This window comes from Saccharopolyspora rhizosphaerae (genome assembly GCF_003931915.1).
Lineage (GTDB): Bacteria > Actinomycetota > Actinomycetes > Mycobacteriales > Pseudonocardiaceae > Saccharopolyspora > Saccharopolyspora rhizosphaerae.
In genome coordinates, this window is record NZ_RSAA01000011.1 from 1 (window position 1) to 15,188 (window position 15,188).

The 15,188-nt window shown below is 71.2% G+C and carries 11 protein-coding genes and 1 pseudogene; 8 read left to right on the forward strand and 4 right to left on the reverse strand.

Features of this window, described 5'->3' with window-relative positions; translation table 11 throughout:
- Nucleotides 1-94 (forward strand): annotated as a pseudogene (locus EIL87_RS27435) ((S)-ureidoglycine aminohydrolase); the annotation flags it as partial.
- Between the two features lie 46 nt (nucleotides 95-140).
- On the opposite strand, the gene EIL87_RS12485 reads toward EIL87_RS27435, so the two are convergent.
- The 4 genes from EIL87_RS12485 to EIL87_RS12500 all read right to left on the reverse strand — a co-directional run bounded on the left by EIL87_RS12485 (nucleotide 141) and on the right by EIL87_RS12500 (nucleotide 4,990).
- The gene (locus EIL87_RS12485) at nucleotides 141-491 is read right to left on the reverse strand and encodes a nuclear transport factor 2 family protein (protein WP_125090479.1); all 351 of its coding nucleotides are present in this window, start codon (nucleotides 489-491) and stop codon (nucleotides 141-143) included.
- 70 nt (nucleotides 492-561) lie between these two features.
- On the reverse strand, nucleotides 562-1,800 hold the full coding sequence (locus EIL87_RS12490) for an alkaline phosphatase family protein (protein ID WP_125090481.1): 1,239 nt from the start codon (nucleotides 1,798-1,800) through the stop codon (nucleotides 562-564).
- Nucleotides 1,797-3,431 carry an alkaline phosphatase D family protein gene (locus tag EIL87_RS12495; RefSeq protein ID WP_125090484.1) on the reverse strand — a complete coding sequence of 545 codons (1,635 nt, stop codon included), beginning with the start codon at nucleotides 3,429-3,431 and terminating at the stop codon, nucleotides 1,797-1,799. The genes EIL87_RS12490 and EIL87_RS12495 overlap by 4 nt, the downstream gene beginning before the upstream one ends.
- Nucleotides 3,432-3,526: 95 nt before the next feature.
- Nucleotides 3,527-4,990, reverse strand: a complete 1,464-nt coding sequence (locus EIL87_RS12500) for a benzaldehyde dehydrogenase (RefSeq protein WP_125090486.1) — start codon at nucleotides 4,988-4,990, stop codon at nucleotides 3,527-3,529.
- A gap of 235 nt (nucleotides 4,991-5,225) precedes the next feature.
- Here EIL87_RS12500 and EIL87_RS12505 point away from each other — a divergent pair, with 235 nt between their 5' ends.
- From EIL87_RS12505 to katG, 7 genes are all read left to right on the forward strand, one after another.
- Nucleotides 5,226-6,242, forward strand: a complete 1,017-nt coding sequence (locus EIL87_RS12505) for a LacI family DNA-binding transcriptional regulator (protein ID WP_199740396.1) — start codon at nucleotides 5,226-5,228, stop codon at nucleotides 6,240-6,242.
- A gap of 193 nt (nucleotides 6,243-6,435) precedes the next feature.
- Nucleotides 6,436-7,728 (forward strand): ABC transporter substrate-binding protein, encoded by a 1,293-nt coding sequence (locus EIL87_RS12510; RefSeq protein ID WP_125090490.1) that lies wholly within the window; start codon nucleotides 6,436-6,438, stop codon nucleotides 7,726-7,728.
- A gap of 57 nt (nucleotides 7,729-7,785) precedes the next feature.
- A complete protein-coding gene (locus EIL87_RS12515) occupies nucleotides 7,786-8,793 on the forward strand; it encodes a carbohydrate ABC transporter permease (RefSeq protein ID WP_233576207.1) in 1,008 nt (335 codons plus the stop codon).
- Nucleotides 8,793-9,635 carry a carbohydrate ABC transporter permease gene (locus EIL87_RS12520; RefSeq protein ID WP_125090492.1) on the forward strand — a complete coding sequence of 281 codons (843 nt, stop codon included), beginning with the start codon at nucleotides 8,793-8,795 and terminating at the stop codon, nucleotides 9,633-9,635. Before EIL87_RS12515 ends, EIL87_RS12520 begins: the two co-directional genes overlap by 1 nt.
- Nucleotides 9,636-9,661: 26 nt before the next feature.
- Complete coding sequence (locus tag EIL87_RS12525; protein ID WP_233576208.1) at nucleotides 9,662-11,299, forward strand: glycoside hydrolase family 13 protein; 1,638 nt, start codon at nucleotides 9,662-9,664, stop codon at nucleotides 11,297-11,299.
- A 212-nt stretch (nucleotides 11,300-11,511) separates the two neighbouring features.
- Nucleotides 11,512-12,912 (forward strand): DNA-binding protein, encoded by a 1,401-nt coding sequence (locus tag EIL87_RS12530; RefSeq protein WP_125090496.1) that lies wholly within the window; start codon nucleotides 11,512-11,514, stop codon nucleotides 12,910-12,912.
- 27 nt (nucleotides 12,913-12,939) lie between these two features.
- The gene (gene katG / locus EIL87_RS12535; protein WP_125090498.1) at nucleotides 12,940-15,144 is read left to right on the forward strand and encodes a catalase/peroxidase HPI; all 2,205 of its coding nucleotides are present in this window, start codon (nucleotides 12,940-12,942) and stop codon (nucleotides 15,142-15,144) included.
- Nucleotides 15,145-15,188 lie beyond the last annotated feature (44 nt).

Here is a 15,188-nt window from a genome sequence, read left to right on the forward strand (position 1 = left end):
CGCCTTCTGCCCCCAAGCCTGCTACGCAGGCGGCCCCGGCCCCTTCCGCTACCTCCTCTACAAAGACGTCAACCGCCAGATCCGCCTCACCTGAGGAGCGCTGCCGGCAGCGACGTTCCACCTGACACGTCCCCCGAGGATCACGGGGTGGAGGTCCGGGTGCCCTGGTGGTGCAGGAGGAGCCAGTCACCTGCACTGCGCACCCAGACCGAGGTGCGCAAGGAGGACGAACCGCGGTAGCGCGTCGTGCAGGTGAGCAGAACCGCGTCAGGCCCGAGCGGCGTCGCGCGGAAGCCGGACGCTTCGATCCGCTCGTCGGCGCTGCTGCTCGCCTCGGTGGCGCGCACGATCGTCTCGCGGTCCCACACCGCACCGGACGCTCCGAACTCGCGGAAGTCCGGGTGCAGCAGGGCCCGGACGGCTTCGGCGTCCGCGCGCACCTCCGGCTCCAGCAACCGGAGCTCACGATCGATCACGGCGTCAGTTCCCACCTCTCCGCTCCTTCCGCACGGGCGAGCCGAGCTCCAGGGAAGTCCGGGGCCGCGTCGAGCGCGAGCCGGGTCAGGTGAAGGCCTCGGTGCGCGGTGTGCCGTCGTAGTGGTCGGTGGGCAGGCCGAACAGCGCCGCGATCGTGGGCGCGACGTCGGTCGTGGTGGCCGGAGCCGGGCTTTCGTGGTTCCGCCGGACGCGCGGGTGGCCTCCGGAGAGGAAGAACGGGATGGGTTCGGTGACCGGGTGCCCGTGGTTGCCCGGGATCGGGTTGGACGTCAGGTTCGGGTCCGTGAAGCGCCAACCCGGTGCGCAGTAGGCGAGCAGGTCCCCGGCTTCCGGGCCGAGGCGGAGCTCGGCCGGGTCGTGGACCGACTGGACGCCGTCGGTGGCCACGGCGAGCTCGCGCATCCGCCGCACGGCCGCCGGGCGGTCCGCGTCCGGGCCGGTGAAGTACAGCAGTTCCGCACCGCCGTTCTGGGCGACCTCGGTGCGACCGGCCAGTGCCGGGTCGGTCTCGAAGACCGGGCGGAGCGACACCACCTGGTGCGGCAGCGACCAGTCCATCGAGTGGTCGGCGAGGACCAGCAGCACGGTGCTGTCCCACCGGCCGGTGCTGCGCAGGTGGTCCACGAGCCTGCCCACCTGCGCGTCGGCGGAGGCCAGAGCGGCGGTGCGCGCGGCCCGCAGGGTGGTTCCGGTGAGGTCGGTGTGCCCGACCCGGTCGACATCGCCGAAGTTCGCGAACACCAGCTCCGGGTCGGCGCTGTCCACCACGGACACCATGGCTTCGGCGGTGAAGGCGTCCGGGGCGTGGCCGCTGATCGGCACGATCGGCTCGGGTTCCCAGCGGACCGTCGCGCGGGTGCCGAAGATGCCGTGGAGGTACTGCTTGCTCAACACGCTCCCGGTGACCCCGCCGTGCGCGCGCAGGCCGTCCAGCAGCGTCTCGCCGCGCAGGTCCGAGGGCCGGTCCAGGGTGCGGACCGAGCCCTCGGCGCGGTCGAAGACCGAGTTGGCCGGGACGCCGGTCCGGTCGGGCCGCGTGCCCGACATCATCATCACGTGGTTCGGGATCGTCTCCACCACCGGCAGCGAGCGGGCGGCGGGGAAGGCGGTCCCGGACGTCCGGAGTTCGTGCAGCCGCGGTGTGAGCAGCAGGGTGATCTCCTCCGGCCGGCAACCGTCGACGACCAGGACGTAGGCGCGCAGGTCCTTGTCCTCGGCGGCCCACGCCACGGGCGAAGCAGCCGAGAGCAGCACACCCGCTCCAGCGGCGCGCAGGAAGCTGCGGCGGTCCAGCGGTCTCACGCGATCCCCTCCGGAACCCGGTGCACCTGCTGGGTTCCCGCCGTTACCGCGAACGAGACCGCCCGCTGGGCGGTGCTGTTCGGGTCAGTGCGGTCGGCCAGCGCGAACCAGTCCGCCTGCACGCGTTCCGGGGTGACGTCGAGGACCGAGAAGCCGTGCGAGTCGAAGTCCAGGTGCTTGACGTGCGGGTTGTTCGCCCGGATGGCCGCTTCGACCGCCACGGACGCGGTCCGCGGTGGCGCGCGCAGGATGTCGTCGAGGTTGTCGCTGGTCACGGAGGTGCACACGAGCTCGACGCCCACCGACTCGCGGTCCAGCGGGTAGGTCGCGGGAGACGCCGGCAGTTCGGCCGCCCACGCCGAGTGGATGTCGCCGGTCAGGAAGACCGCGTCGGTGATGCCGTTGTCACGCAGCAGTCCGAGCACCTCCTCGCGGTCGGCGGTGTAGCCGTCCCACTGGTCGACGTTGTAAGGCGGCCCGTGGACCTCCGGTGCGCCGGTGAGCTCCCCGATCGCGGACCGTTCTTCGACCGACAGCGTCGAGGGCACCTGCACCGGCGCGATCATCACCGGGTTGCCGATCAGCTTCCACTGGGCCGTGGAGTTCGCGAGACCGCTCGTCAGCCAGCGCATCTGCTCGTCGCCGGTGATGGTGCGCTCCGGGTCGTGGCTTCCCGGGTCCAGCGGCGTGGTGACCTGCCGGCTCCGGTGGCTGCGCAGGTCCAGCACGGACAGGTCGGCGAGCGTGCCGAAGCGCAGCCGCCGGTACAGCGGTGTCCCGGGTTCCCAGCGCACCGGCATCCACTCGGCGTAGGCGCGCTGCGAGGCCGCCGTGCGGTCGCGCCAGGCGCCTTCGGCGCCTTCGGTGTGGTTCTGCGCTCCCCCGGACCAGGCGTCGTTGGCGGACTCGTGGTCGTCCCAGGTCACCACGAACGGCACCGCGGCGTGCAAGTCGGCCAGGTCGGGGTCGGTCTTGTACTGGGCGTGCCTCCGGCGGTAGTGCTCCAGCTCCGTCATCTCCACCGGCGGGTCGTGCGGGCGCACCACGACGTCGCGGGCCTGGAACTCGCCGGGGGCGTACTCGTAGAGGTAGTCACCGAGGTGCAGCACGGCGTCGAGGTCACCGCGGACGGCCAGGTGCCGGTAGGCGGCGAAGTGGCCGGCCTGCCAGTTCGAGCAGGACACCACGCCCAACCGCAGCCGTGGCAGCGGCGCGTCGGCGGCGGGCGCGGTGCGAGTCCGCCCGAGGCGGGAGACCACGCCGAGCGCTCGGAACCGGTACCACCACCACTGCCCCGCGGGCAGCCCCATGACGTCGACCTTCACGGTGTGGTCCCGCCACGCGCCGGTCGTCGTGGACCCGCGCGCCAGGACGGTCGAGAAGCGCTCGTCCGCGGCGACCTCCCACTCCACAGCGCAGTCCGGGCCGAGGCCGGAACCGGGCTGCGCACCCGGTTCCGGGGTGATGCGCGTCCACAGCACCACGCCGTCCGGAGTCGGGTCTCCGGAGGCGATGCCGTGCGCGAACACCGGGTGCGAGGAGTGCGCGGCGGCGGGAAGCCCGCCGATGCTCGTGGCACCGGCGAGCACCCCGCCCGCCTTGAGCAACGACCGACGGCGGATCAGCGGCATGATCGGGAAGATGGCATCCCGCCCGGCCGGTGTACAGGTGGTCAGGCGGAAGTTCCCGTCCTGCAGAACTTCTCGTCGTCCGGCCGTCGACCGCCTCAGAACGGGTAGGCCGGCAGCTCGCCGCGGACGGTGACCCACTGGGTCTCGGTGAAGGCTTCGAGGTTGGCCTCGGCTCCGCCGTGCCGGGCGCCGTTGCCCGAGTCGCCGACACCGCCGAAGGGGGCGACGGCCTCGTCGTTCACGGTCTGGTCGTTGATGTGCACCAGACCGGACGGGATGCGGTCGGCCAGCTCGAGGCCCTTCGCGACGTCCCGGGTCAGAACGCCCAGCGACAGCCCGTACTCCGTGCCTGAAGCCAGCCGGACCGCCTCGTCGAGGTCGTGGAACGGGACGACCGGCGCGACCGGACCGAAGATCTCCTCGGCGTAGGCCGGGGCGTCCAACGGCACGTCGGAGAGGACGGTCGGCCGGTAGAACAGCCCGTCGTAGTCGCCACCCGCGCGCACCCGGGCACCCGCGCTGACGGATCCGGTGACGACGCGGTGGACGTTGTCGCGCTGGCCCTCGTCGATGATCGGTCCCACGGCGACGTCCTCGCGGTGCGGGTCGCCGACGGTGAGCCGGTCGGCGTGCTCGGCGAGCGCCTGGGCGTAGTCCTCGGCGATGCGCGCGTCCACCAGGTGCCGGCTGGTCGCCATGCAGATCTGCCCGGTGTGGTTGAAGGAGCCGAAAGCGCCGACCGACACCGCGCGCTCCACGTCGACGTCGTCGAGCACGAGCATCGCCGAGTTCCCGCCGAGTTCGAGGTGCACGCGCTTGAGCCGGTCGGCCGCCGCCCGCGCGATGGTCCGCCCGGCCCGCGTGGAACCGGTGAACGCGATGACCGGCACCTGCGGGTGGTCGACCAGCGACGCTCCGACCTCACCGCCGCCCGGGAGCACCTGGAGCAGGCCTGCGGGCAGCCCGGCTTCCTCGAAGATCCGCGCGAACACCACTCCCCCGCTGATCGCGGTGCGCGGGTCCGGCTTGAGCACCACGGCGTTGCCGAGCGCGAGCGCGGGTGCGATCGCCCGGACGGCCAGGATGATCGGTGCGTTGAACGGGGCGATCACGCCGACGACGCCGACGGGACGCCGACGCGCCATCGACATCCGCGGCTGGCTCGACCGCAGCAGCTGCCCGTAGGGCTGAGCGGCGAGACCGGCGGCCTCCCAGCACTCCTCGGCGGCCACGGCTCGGGTCTGGAACCCGGCGAAGGGCCGGGTCGCGCCGGATTCGCGCACCAGCCATTCGTTGATCTCGTCCTCGTGCTCGACGAACAGCTGTCCGGCACGGCGCAGCACGGCGGCCCGCCGGTCGTACGACAACGCCGCCCACTCCCGCTGGGCCTCCGCCGCCCGCCGCGCCGCGGCGTCGACGTCCTCCTCCGTCGCGGTCCCCACCTGTGCGAGCGTCTTCCCGGTCGCGGGCTCCACGGCGTCGTAGGTACCGCCGGACCCGGCGACCCACTCACCGTTGAAGACCTTGCCCTGCCACGTGCCCACGTCCACGAAACTCATGCGGCGAAGCCTACCCACGCCGGCGATCTCGGCCGCCGCCCGAGCTCCGCGGCGGGGCCGCAGGTCAGCGGAGGTCGCCCGTCCGCTTCACAGCGGCGCTTGCGTGGACGTCATCGCAGGTCAGAGCCCGTTCGAGGGGCGAATTCGAAGCGTGATGCGCAAACGCTTGCGCATGCGACTCAGCCCACAGTACATTCCTCGCGATCTGGACAGCTGGTCGATCGGAGGACAGCCCGTGGTCGGCATCGAGGACGTCGCGCGGCGAGCCGGCGTGTCACCGTCGACGGTGTCACGCGCGCTGCGCGGCCGCTCCGGGGTGTCGGACCGCACGCGGCAGCGCATCACCGAGCTGGCCGCCGAACTGGACTACTCGATCTCCCGGTCGGCCTCCGGGTTAGCGACCGGGCGCACCTGGTGCATCGGCGTGGTCGTCCCGTTCATCTGGCGGTGGTTCTTCGGCCAGATCATCGGTGGCGCCGAACAGGTCCTGCGCGCGGCCGGGTACGACCTGATGCTCTACACCGCCGGCGACGAGGAGTCCCGCGAGCGCTTCTTCCGCGAACTGCCGGTGCGCGGGCGGGTGGACGCCGTGCTGGTGCTGTCGATGGACCTCACCGAACAGGAAGCCGACCGGCTGCGCGGGCTGGACCTGCCGCTGGGCCTGGTCGGGCACGAGGCCGAGGGGTTCAGCTCGGTGCACATCGACGACCGGCAGGGCACCCGGCTGGCCGTGCAGCACCTGATCAACCTCGGGCACCGCGACATCGCCATGATCCAGGGCCTCGAGCCCAAGCCGCTCGGCGCCATCGCCCCGGTCATCCGCCGCGACGCCTTCTTGCAGACCCTCCGCGACAACGACGTCGAGCCGCGCCCGGAGTGGTTGGTGCCGGGAGAGTTCAGCATCTCCGGCGGCGAGCGCGCGATGGACCGGCTGCTGGCCGGAGCGCACCAGCCCACAGCCGTTTTCGCCTACGCCGACGAGCTCGCGATGGGCGCGCTGCGGTCGCTGCGCAGGCACGGGCGTTCCGTGCCCGAGCACATGTCGATCGTGGGGTTCGACGACCACGAGATGAGCGAGTACGTCGACCTGACCACCGTGGCCCAGCCGGTGCGCGCGCAGGGAGCCACCGCCGCGCAACTGCTCATCGACCAGCTCGACGCGAAGTCGCGCAAGACGACCGTCGTCCCCGTGCCCATCGACCTCGTGGTGCGGGGTTCCACAGCTCCTCCGCGCAGATCCGCGGAACGGTGAGGAGATGAAGGAGGCTGGTAAGCGCAGGGAAAACCTGCCTTCCGCTGGCGACCCGGAACAGGGCGCACAACGCCCGGAGTGAATTCGCCCCCGAACCGAACACGTGAAGAACTGCACGACGCTCCTTGATCGATCAGGTGCGTTGTGCGGTCGAGCCCTCCTGTGCTCGAAGCAGTCCTCAATGGAGAGTGGCATGAAACAGAGAAATCGGTTAGCGATCGCCGCCGTGCTGACCTGCACCGCCGCCCTGACGGCCGGCTGCGGTGGCGGTTCGAGCTCGAACGAAGCGTCCTCCGCGCTGGAAGGCCGCGGTCCGATCACGTACGTGGCGGGCAAGGACGAGGAAGGCGTCACCCCCAAGATCATCGAGGCGTGGAACAAGACGCACCCCGATGAGCAGGTGCGCTTCATCGAGCTCTCCTCCTCCGCGGACGACCAGCGACAGCAGATGGTGCAGAACGCGCAGACCAAGTCCGACGCGTTCACCGTGCTCGAGATCGACAACGTCTGGACCACGGAGTTCTCCGCGAACCGGTGGATCACCGAACTGCCGAAGGAGCAGTTCGGCATCGACAAGCTGGTGCCCACCACCGTCGAGACCGCGCTGTACCGGGACCGGCTCTACGGCGTTCCCGCCACCTCCGACGGCGCGATGCTCTACTTCCGCAAGGACCTGCTGGCCAAGGCCGGAGTGCAGCCCCCGAAGACGTGGGACGAGATGCGCCAGGCCTGCGACAAGGTGAAGGCGCTGCCCGAGGCCGCCGGGATGTCCTGCTACGCGGGGCAGTTCGAGAAGTACGAGGGCCTCACGGTCAACTTCGCCGAAGCCGTGCACGGCGCCGGCGGTGTCGTCACCGATGAGAACGGCAAGCCCCACGTCAACACGCCCGAGGCCAAGCGCGGTCTCGACGCGCTCGTCGAGGGCTTCAACTCCGGGATGATCCCGCGCGACGGCATCACCTTCAAGGAAGCCGAGACGCGACGCGCCTTCATGGACGGCAAGGTCGTGTTCAGCCGTGCCTGGCCGAACCAGTACTCGCACGCGTCGGCGACCGACGGTTCGTCCCCCGTGGCCGACAAGTTCGACGTCGCACCGCTGCCCGGCGTGGCCGGCCCCGGCGTGTCCAGCCTCGGCGGGCACAGCCTGGCGATCTCCTCGTTCGCCAAGAACAAGGCCACCGCGGTCGACTTCATCAAGTTCGCCACCGCGCCCGAGCAGCAGCGGCTGCGGCTGGACGTCGGTTCGCTCGCCCCGACGGCGCGAGAGCTCTACGAGGACCCGGCCTTGCAGGCCAAGTACCCGTACCTGCCGTTGCTGGAGAAGTCCATCGAGGGCGCCGAGCCGCGTCCCCGGGTCATCAAGTACGGCGAGGTGACCGACGCGATCCAGGAGAACGTCTACGCGGCGTTGCGCGGTGAGAAGTCCTCGGAGCAGGCGCTGGCCGATCTGCAGGCCCAGCTCGAGGCGCTGACCGGACAGCAGTGAGCGCGCGGGGCGGTGCGCGTTCCGGCGCACCGCCCCGGTTCTCGCGGGGAGGTAGATGTGACGACAGAAGTGGAAACCGCGGCCGTGACCGTGCCCGAGCAGGAACGAGGTCGGCGCAAGAAGCGGCGCTCACCGCAGGCCGCGGCCACAGCGCGGTTGGCCGGCGTGCTGGTCTCGCCGACGTTGCTGGTGCTCGGTCTGGTGGTGGTCTACCCGATCATCGCGTCGTTGCGGCAGTCGCTGTTCACCGAGGGGCAGGGCGTCGACGCGGACGGGTTCGTGGTCGAGGGCGAGCAGTTCGCCGGACTCGCCAACTACACCGACGTGTTCACCGGGCCGGCCGCGGCGCGGTTCTGGAACGCCATGTGGAACACCACGTTCTTCACCGTGACGACCGTGGTGCTGGAAGCCGCGCTCGGCGTGGCGATGGCGCTGATCATGCACCGGGCCTTCCGCGGGCGCGGGCTGGTGCGCGCGAGCGTGCTGGTGCCGTGGGCCATCCCCACGGCGGTGTCGGCCTTGCTGTGGCGGTGGATCTTCGCCTCCGACGGCGTGGTCAACGCGATGCTGGGCACGCAGGTGCTCTGGAGCGCCGACGGCGGCCCGGCGAAGCTGGCGGTCGTGGTGGCCGAGGTGTGGAAGACCGCGCCGTTCGTGGGCTTGCTGGTGCTGGCGGGCTTGCAGGTGATCCCCCGCGACGTCTTCGAGGCCGCGCGGGTCGACGGCGCCAACTCGTGGCAACGCTTCTTGCACATCACGATGCCGCTGGTGCGCCCGGCGCTGCTGGTCGCGGTGCTGTTCCGGATGCTCGACGCGCTGCGGATGTTCGACCTGCCGTTCGTGCTGATCGGCCAGCAGAAGCAGTCCGTGGAGACGCTGTCGATGCTGGCCTGGCAGGAGGCCACCAACGTGCAGTACGGCCCCGCCGCGGCCTACGCGACGATCATGTTCTGCTACGTCGCCGTCGTCGCCTTCGCCTTCGTCAAGCTCCTGGGCGCGGACCTGCTCGGCGAAGCCCGGTCGCAGGTGAGGACGGCGCGCAAGTCCAGGAAGGCGGTGGCGTGATGGCCTCCTCGACCTCGAAGCGGAGCTGGAAGCGGTGGATCCCGCACCTCGGTGTGGCGGTGATCGTGCTGTACTGCCTGGCCCCGTTCTACTGGATGACGGCCACGGCGTTCCGGCGCCCGTCCGACCAGTTCGACCTCAGCCCGCTGCCGGAGGTGTGGTCGCTGGAGAACTTCCGCGCGGTCTTCGCCCCCGACGTGGGCTTCGGCTGGGCGCTGATGAACAGCTTCGTGGTCGCCTCGGTGACCACGCTGCTGACGCTGGTGGTCGGCATGACCACTGCTTACGCCTTGGCCCGCTTGCAGTTCCGGGGCAAGAACGTGGTGCTGGCGCTGATCATCGCCTGCTCGATGTTCCCCGGGATCTCGCTGATCGTGCCGCTGCTCAAGCTGTTCACCGACATCGGCTGGATCAACACCTACCAGGCGATGGTGCTGCCGAGCCTGTCGTTCGCGCTGCCGCTGGCGGTGTGGAACCTGACGACGTTCTTCCGGCAGATGCCGGTGGAGCTGGAGCAGGCGGCCATGGTCGACGGCTGCACCCCCGGTCAGGCGTTCCGCAAGGTGATCGTGCCGCTGGCCGCTCCGGGCGTGTTCACCACCGCGATCCTGACCTTCATCATGGCGTGGAACGAGTTCATCATCGCGCTGTCGATGGTGAACGAGAAGGAGATGCAGACCGTCACGGTCGCCATCTCCAAGTTCGTCGGCGCGCAGGGCCACGAGCAGCCCTTCGGCACCCAGATGGCGGCGGGCGTGATCGTCACCGTGCCGCTCGTGGTGGCCGTGCTGATCTTCCAGCGCCGCATCATCGCCGGACTGACCTCGGGCGGGCTCAAATGAGAGAGCACACTTCAGGAGGAGGAACGTTGCACGACCGATCCGGTGAGCGCCCGTGGTGGCGCGACGCGGTGATCTACCAGGTCTACATCCGCAGCTTCGCCGACGGCGACGGTGACGGGCTGGGCGACGTCGAGGGCATCCGCTCCCGGTTGCCCTACCTGCGGGACCTGGGCGTCGACGCGCTGTGGATCAACCCCTGGTACCCCTCGCCGCAGGCCGACGCCGGCTACGACGTGGCGGACTTCCGCGACATCGACCCGCGCTTCGGCACCCTCGCCGACGCGGAGAAGCTGATCGGCGAGGCGCACGAGCACGGGCTGCGGGTCATCCCGGACATCGTGCCCAACCACACCTCGGACCAGCACCGCTGGTTCCGCGAGGCGCTGGCGGCCGGGCCCGGCGCGCCGGAGCGGGAGCGCTACGTCTTCCGGCCCGGCCGGGGAGCCGACGGGTCGGAACCGCCGAACAACTGGCGGTCGGTCTTCGGCGGGCCCGCCTGGACCCGTGCGGCCGACGGCGAGTGGTACCTGCACCTGTTCGCGCCCGAGCAGCCCGACCTGAACTGGTCGAACCCCGAGGTGCACGACGAGTTCGCCGACGTCCTGCGGTTCTGGTTCGACCGCGGTGTGGACGGCTTCCGCATCGACGTCGCGCACGGGCTGGCCAAGGACCCGGCGCTACCGGACCTCACCGGTGCCCCGGACGAAGACCTCGCGCACCCGCACTGGGACCGCGACGAGGTGCACGAGATCTTCCGGCGGTGGCGCAGCGTCGCCGACGAGTACCCGGGCGAGCGCAAGTTCGTCGCCGAGGCCTGGGCTCCGTCACCGGAACGGCTCGCCCTCTACGTGCGGCCAGGCGGACTGCACACCGCGTTCAACTTCGACTTCCTGAAGTCCCCGTGGGACCCGGAGCGGATGCGCGCGGTCATCGACTCGACCACGGCGAGCCTGAGCGCGGTCGGCGCACCGCCGACCTGGGTGCTGTCCAACCACGACGTGCCGCGGCACGTGACCCGCTACGCCCGGGACACCGAGTGGGTCCCGCAGGACAAGCGCAAGCCCGGCGACGAGGACCCCTTCGCCGGTGAACCGGACCTCGAGCTGGGCACCCGGCGGGCGCGGGCCGCCGCGCTGCTGATGCTCGCACTGCCGGGCGGCGCCTACGTCTACCAAGGCGAGGAGCTCGGCCTGCCGGAGGTCGAGGACCTGCCCGAGGAGACCCTGCAGGACCCGATCTGGGAGCGCTCGGGGCACGCCGAGCGCGGCCGGGACGGCTGCCGCGTGCCGTTGCCGTGGTCGGGTTCGACGCCGCCGTTCGGGTTCGGGCCGCAGCACTCCACGGCCTCGTGGCTGCCCCAGCCCGCGGAGTGGCGGGACCGCACCGTGGAGGTGCAGGAAGGCGACCCGGGCTCGACGCTGGAGCTCTACCGCGCGGCGCTGCGGCTGCGCCGCGAGCTGGACGCGCTCGGCGAGGGCGGGATGCGCTGGCTGGACACACCCCCCGACGTGCTGGCGTTCCACCGCGAGCCCGGTTTCTGCTGCGTGGTCAACATGTCCGGCACTCCGCAGCCGCTGCCCGCGCACGAACGAGTGCTGCTGGCCAGCGCTCCGCTGGACGGTGACCTGCTGCTGCCGGACGCGGCGGTGTGGCTGGCCGAGTGACCCGTGGGGTGGTGCGCTCTCCGGGGCGCACCACCCCGCCACCGCTCGTTGAGCGGTGGCCGCCGTTCGTCGGTGCTTCGACCGCCCTCGTCCCACCGTGCTGGTCCTGGATTCAGGAATAAGCTTAGTTTCAGACCCAGAGGCAGACGATCCGCCAGCGCGGAGTCCGTCGGTTCCCGGTCGACTTGGTGAAGGACCAGAGGCGGTCTTCTATGGCATCAGTGCACCGGCTCGACCCGATGTCCCGCGTCCCGGACGAGACGACGGTGTACGGGGCGTGGGAACGGTTCGTGCAGGGCGAGGACGACATCCGGGGCGTGCGCCCCGAGGTGGCGATCTCGTGGCACCGCTGCCGGGACCAGTACCGCGTCGACCCCGGTCTCACCGAAGCCCCGGTGGCGGTGGCCGAGGTCGAGCACACCCTCGAGCACGACGTCGTGTTCGCCGAGCTGGGTTTCCGCGCCGCCTCCGTGGCCCACGAGGTGGCCAACGTCGGCGGCATCGTCACCGTCGCCGACGCGACCGGCCGCGTGCTGGCCGAGTGGGGCGACCCCACCACCCGCAAGCTCGCCGCCGAAGCCAACCTCGCCACCTGGTTCTGCTGGTCCGAGCAGGCCACCGGCACCAACGGGATGGGCACCGCGCTGGAGACGCACGCGCCGGTGCTGATCCGGGGTGCCGAGCACTGGTGCCAGGCCTTCCACGACTGGACGTGCGCGGGCGTGGCCGTGCGCGACGTGGTGACCAGGGACCCCATCGCGGTCCTCAACATCTCCTGCTGGCGCAGCGACCTGCCGGGCTCCGCGGGGGCGTGGCTGAGCAACGCCGCCACCCGCACCCAGTGCACGCTGCGGCAGCGCGCCCAGGACGGCAGCGCGGAGCTGATCGCGGCGTTCAACCACGCGCGGTCGCGCACCGGAGTGGCGCTGGCCGCCGTGGACCCGGCGGGCCGCGTGGTGATCGCCGACGACACCGCGAGCATCCTGCTCGGCGTGCCGAGCTCGACCCCGGCCAAGGATCCGGCCGTGCGGTGGAACCCGGGCCTGCCCGAGCTGATCCGGACCGCCCGCTACGCCGCCAAGCAGGCCTCCCGCAACCCCGACTGGGTGGGCACCACGCAGGTCTTCACCCACCTCTCCGACGAGCCGACCTCGGTCACCTTCCGCCCGGTGTTCCTGGCCGGGCACCTGGCGGGCAACCTGATCTCGTTCGGCGTCGCCGAGGGCGAGCAGCTGCCCCGCGGGGACGGGACCGGCAGCGGGACCAACCGCGGCCAGCCGTCCCGGATCGTGGCGATGCGCGACAACCGGATGGTGCTGCTGCGGTTGCCCGAGGTGTCCTTCGCCGAGTCGGAGGGGAACGACGTGTGGCTGTCCACCGACCAGGGCCGGCTTCGGGCCGCGTCGGCCAGCCTCGACAAGTTGGAGCACGAGCAGGGCGATGCCGGTTTCCTGCGGGTGCACCGGCAGTACGTGGTCAACCTCGGGCGCATCCGGGAGGTCGAACGCCGTCTCAAGGGCGAGCTGATGCTGGTCATGGACGACGGCGCGAACACGATGGTGCCGGTGTCCCGCCGCAACGCCCCCGCCGTGCGCCGAGCGCTGGACATCTGAGCGCTCGCCGGGAGGGAGGTGCGCCCGATGCCGGAGAACCCGGACGCCGTCGCCATCACCAGGAACTACGACCAAGCCCTGGGGAGCCGTCAGGCACAGCGGCGCCGCAACCACCCGGCCGCCGGTGGCGACAACGGCGACTGGTGGCCGAACCGGCTCAACCTGGACATCTTGGCCAAGCACCACCCTGCCCGGAACCCGCTCGGCGAGGACTTCGACTACGCCGCGGCCTTCTCGGAGCTGGACCTCGACGAGGTGGCCCGCGACATCGACGCGGTGCTGACCACCTCGCAGGACTGGTGGCCCGCGGACTACGGCCACTACGGTCCGCTGGTGCTGCGAATGGCCTGGCACTGCGCGGGCACCTACCGCACCGGTGACGGCAGGGGCGGGGCGAGCTCGGGCATGCAGCGCTTCGCGCCCACCAACAGCTGGCCGGACAACCGCAACCTGGACAAGGCCCGCCGGCTGCTGTGGCCGGTCAAGCAGAAGTACGGCCGCAACCTGTCCTGGGCCGACCTGATGGTCTTCGCCGGCAACCGGGCGCTGGAGTCGATGGGCTTCCGGACCCTCGGCTTCGCAGGCGGCCGTGAGGACACCTGGGAGTCGGACGCGGACATCTACTGGGGCCCCGAACGCACCTGGCTCGGCGACGAGCGGCACACCGGCGTCCGCGACCTGGAACACCCCCTCGCCGCCGACGAGATGGGGCTCATCTACGTCGACCCGCAGGGGCCGGCAACCCTGCCCGACCCCGTCGCCGCGGCCCGCGCCATCCGCGACACCTTCGGCCGGATGGGGATGAACGACGAGGAGACCGTGGCGCTGATCACCGGCGGTCACACCTTCGGCAAGACCCACGGCGCGGCCGACCCGGCCCGCCACCTGGGTGCCGAACCCGAGGGTGCCGGTCTCGAAGCACAAGGCCTGGGCTGGAAGAACAGCTACGGAAGCGGCTCCGGGCCCGACACCATCTCCAGCGGGCTGGACGGCATCTGGACGCCGACCCCGACCCGCTGGGACACCAGCTTCCTGGAAACCCTGTTCGCCTACGAGTGGGACGTGGTGCTGAGCCCGGCCGGCATGTGGCAGTGGGTCCCGCGGGACGGCCAGGGCGCCGGCACCGTGCCCGACCCGCACGACCCCTCGACGACCCACGCCCCGACGATGCTCACGACCGACCTCGCCCTGGTGGAGGACCCGGACTACGCACGCATCGCGCGGCGGTTCCTGGAGCACCCCGACCAGCTAGCCGACGCCTTCGCCCACGCCTGGTTCAAGCTCACCCACATCGACCTCGGACCCCGCCGGCGCTACCTCGGCCCGCTCGTGCCCGAGGAGACGATGATCTGGCAAGACCCCGTGCCCCAGGTCGACCACGGGCTCGTCGACGAGGACGACATCGCCGACCTCAAGCGCCGCATCGACGACTCGGGCCTCACCGTCCCGCAACTGGTGTTCACCGCCTGGGCCTCGGCCTCGACCTACCGCGACAGCGACAAGCGCGGCGGCTCCAACGGCGCCCGCATCCGGCTGGAACCGCAGCGCAGCTGGGACGCCAACGACCCCGAGGTGATCACCGAGGTCCTCGCCGCGCTGGAACGGATCCAGCACGAGTTCAACGCCGAGCAGACCGGGGACAAGCGGGTGTCGCTCGCCGACCTCGTCGTCCTCGGCGGGTGCGCGGCGATCGAGCGGTCCGGGGTGCGAGTCCCGTTCACCCCCGGCCGCACCGACGCGACGCAGGAGTGGACCGACGTGGCGTCGTTCGCCGCCCTGGAACCCCGCGCCGACGGCTTCCGCAACTACTTCGGCAAGGGCAACCGGCTCCCGGCCGAACACCTGCTCGTCGACCGCGCCAACCTGCTCACCCTCAGCGCACCGCAGATGACCGCGCTCGTCGGGGGGATGCGCGCGCTCGACGCCAACCACCGCGGGTCGCGGCTGGGCGTGCTCACCACCCGGCCCGGTGAGCTCACCAACGACTTCTTCGTCAACCTCCTCGACATGAGCACCGAATGGGTGGCCACATCGGGCACTTTCGAGGGAAGAGATCGGCGCAGCGGTGCTCCCCGGTGGACGGCGAGCCGGGTCGACCTCATCTTCGGGTCGAACGCCGAGCTCCGCGCGATCGCCGAGGTGTACGCCAGTGACCAGGAGAAATTCCGGCAGGACTTCGTCGCTGCGTGGGCCGCGGTCATGAACTTCGGCATGTTCGGGTCTGAGCGGTAGACCTCGCGCTGCGAGCGGCACGGCCAGCCGGTCCAGCGGTTTCG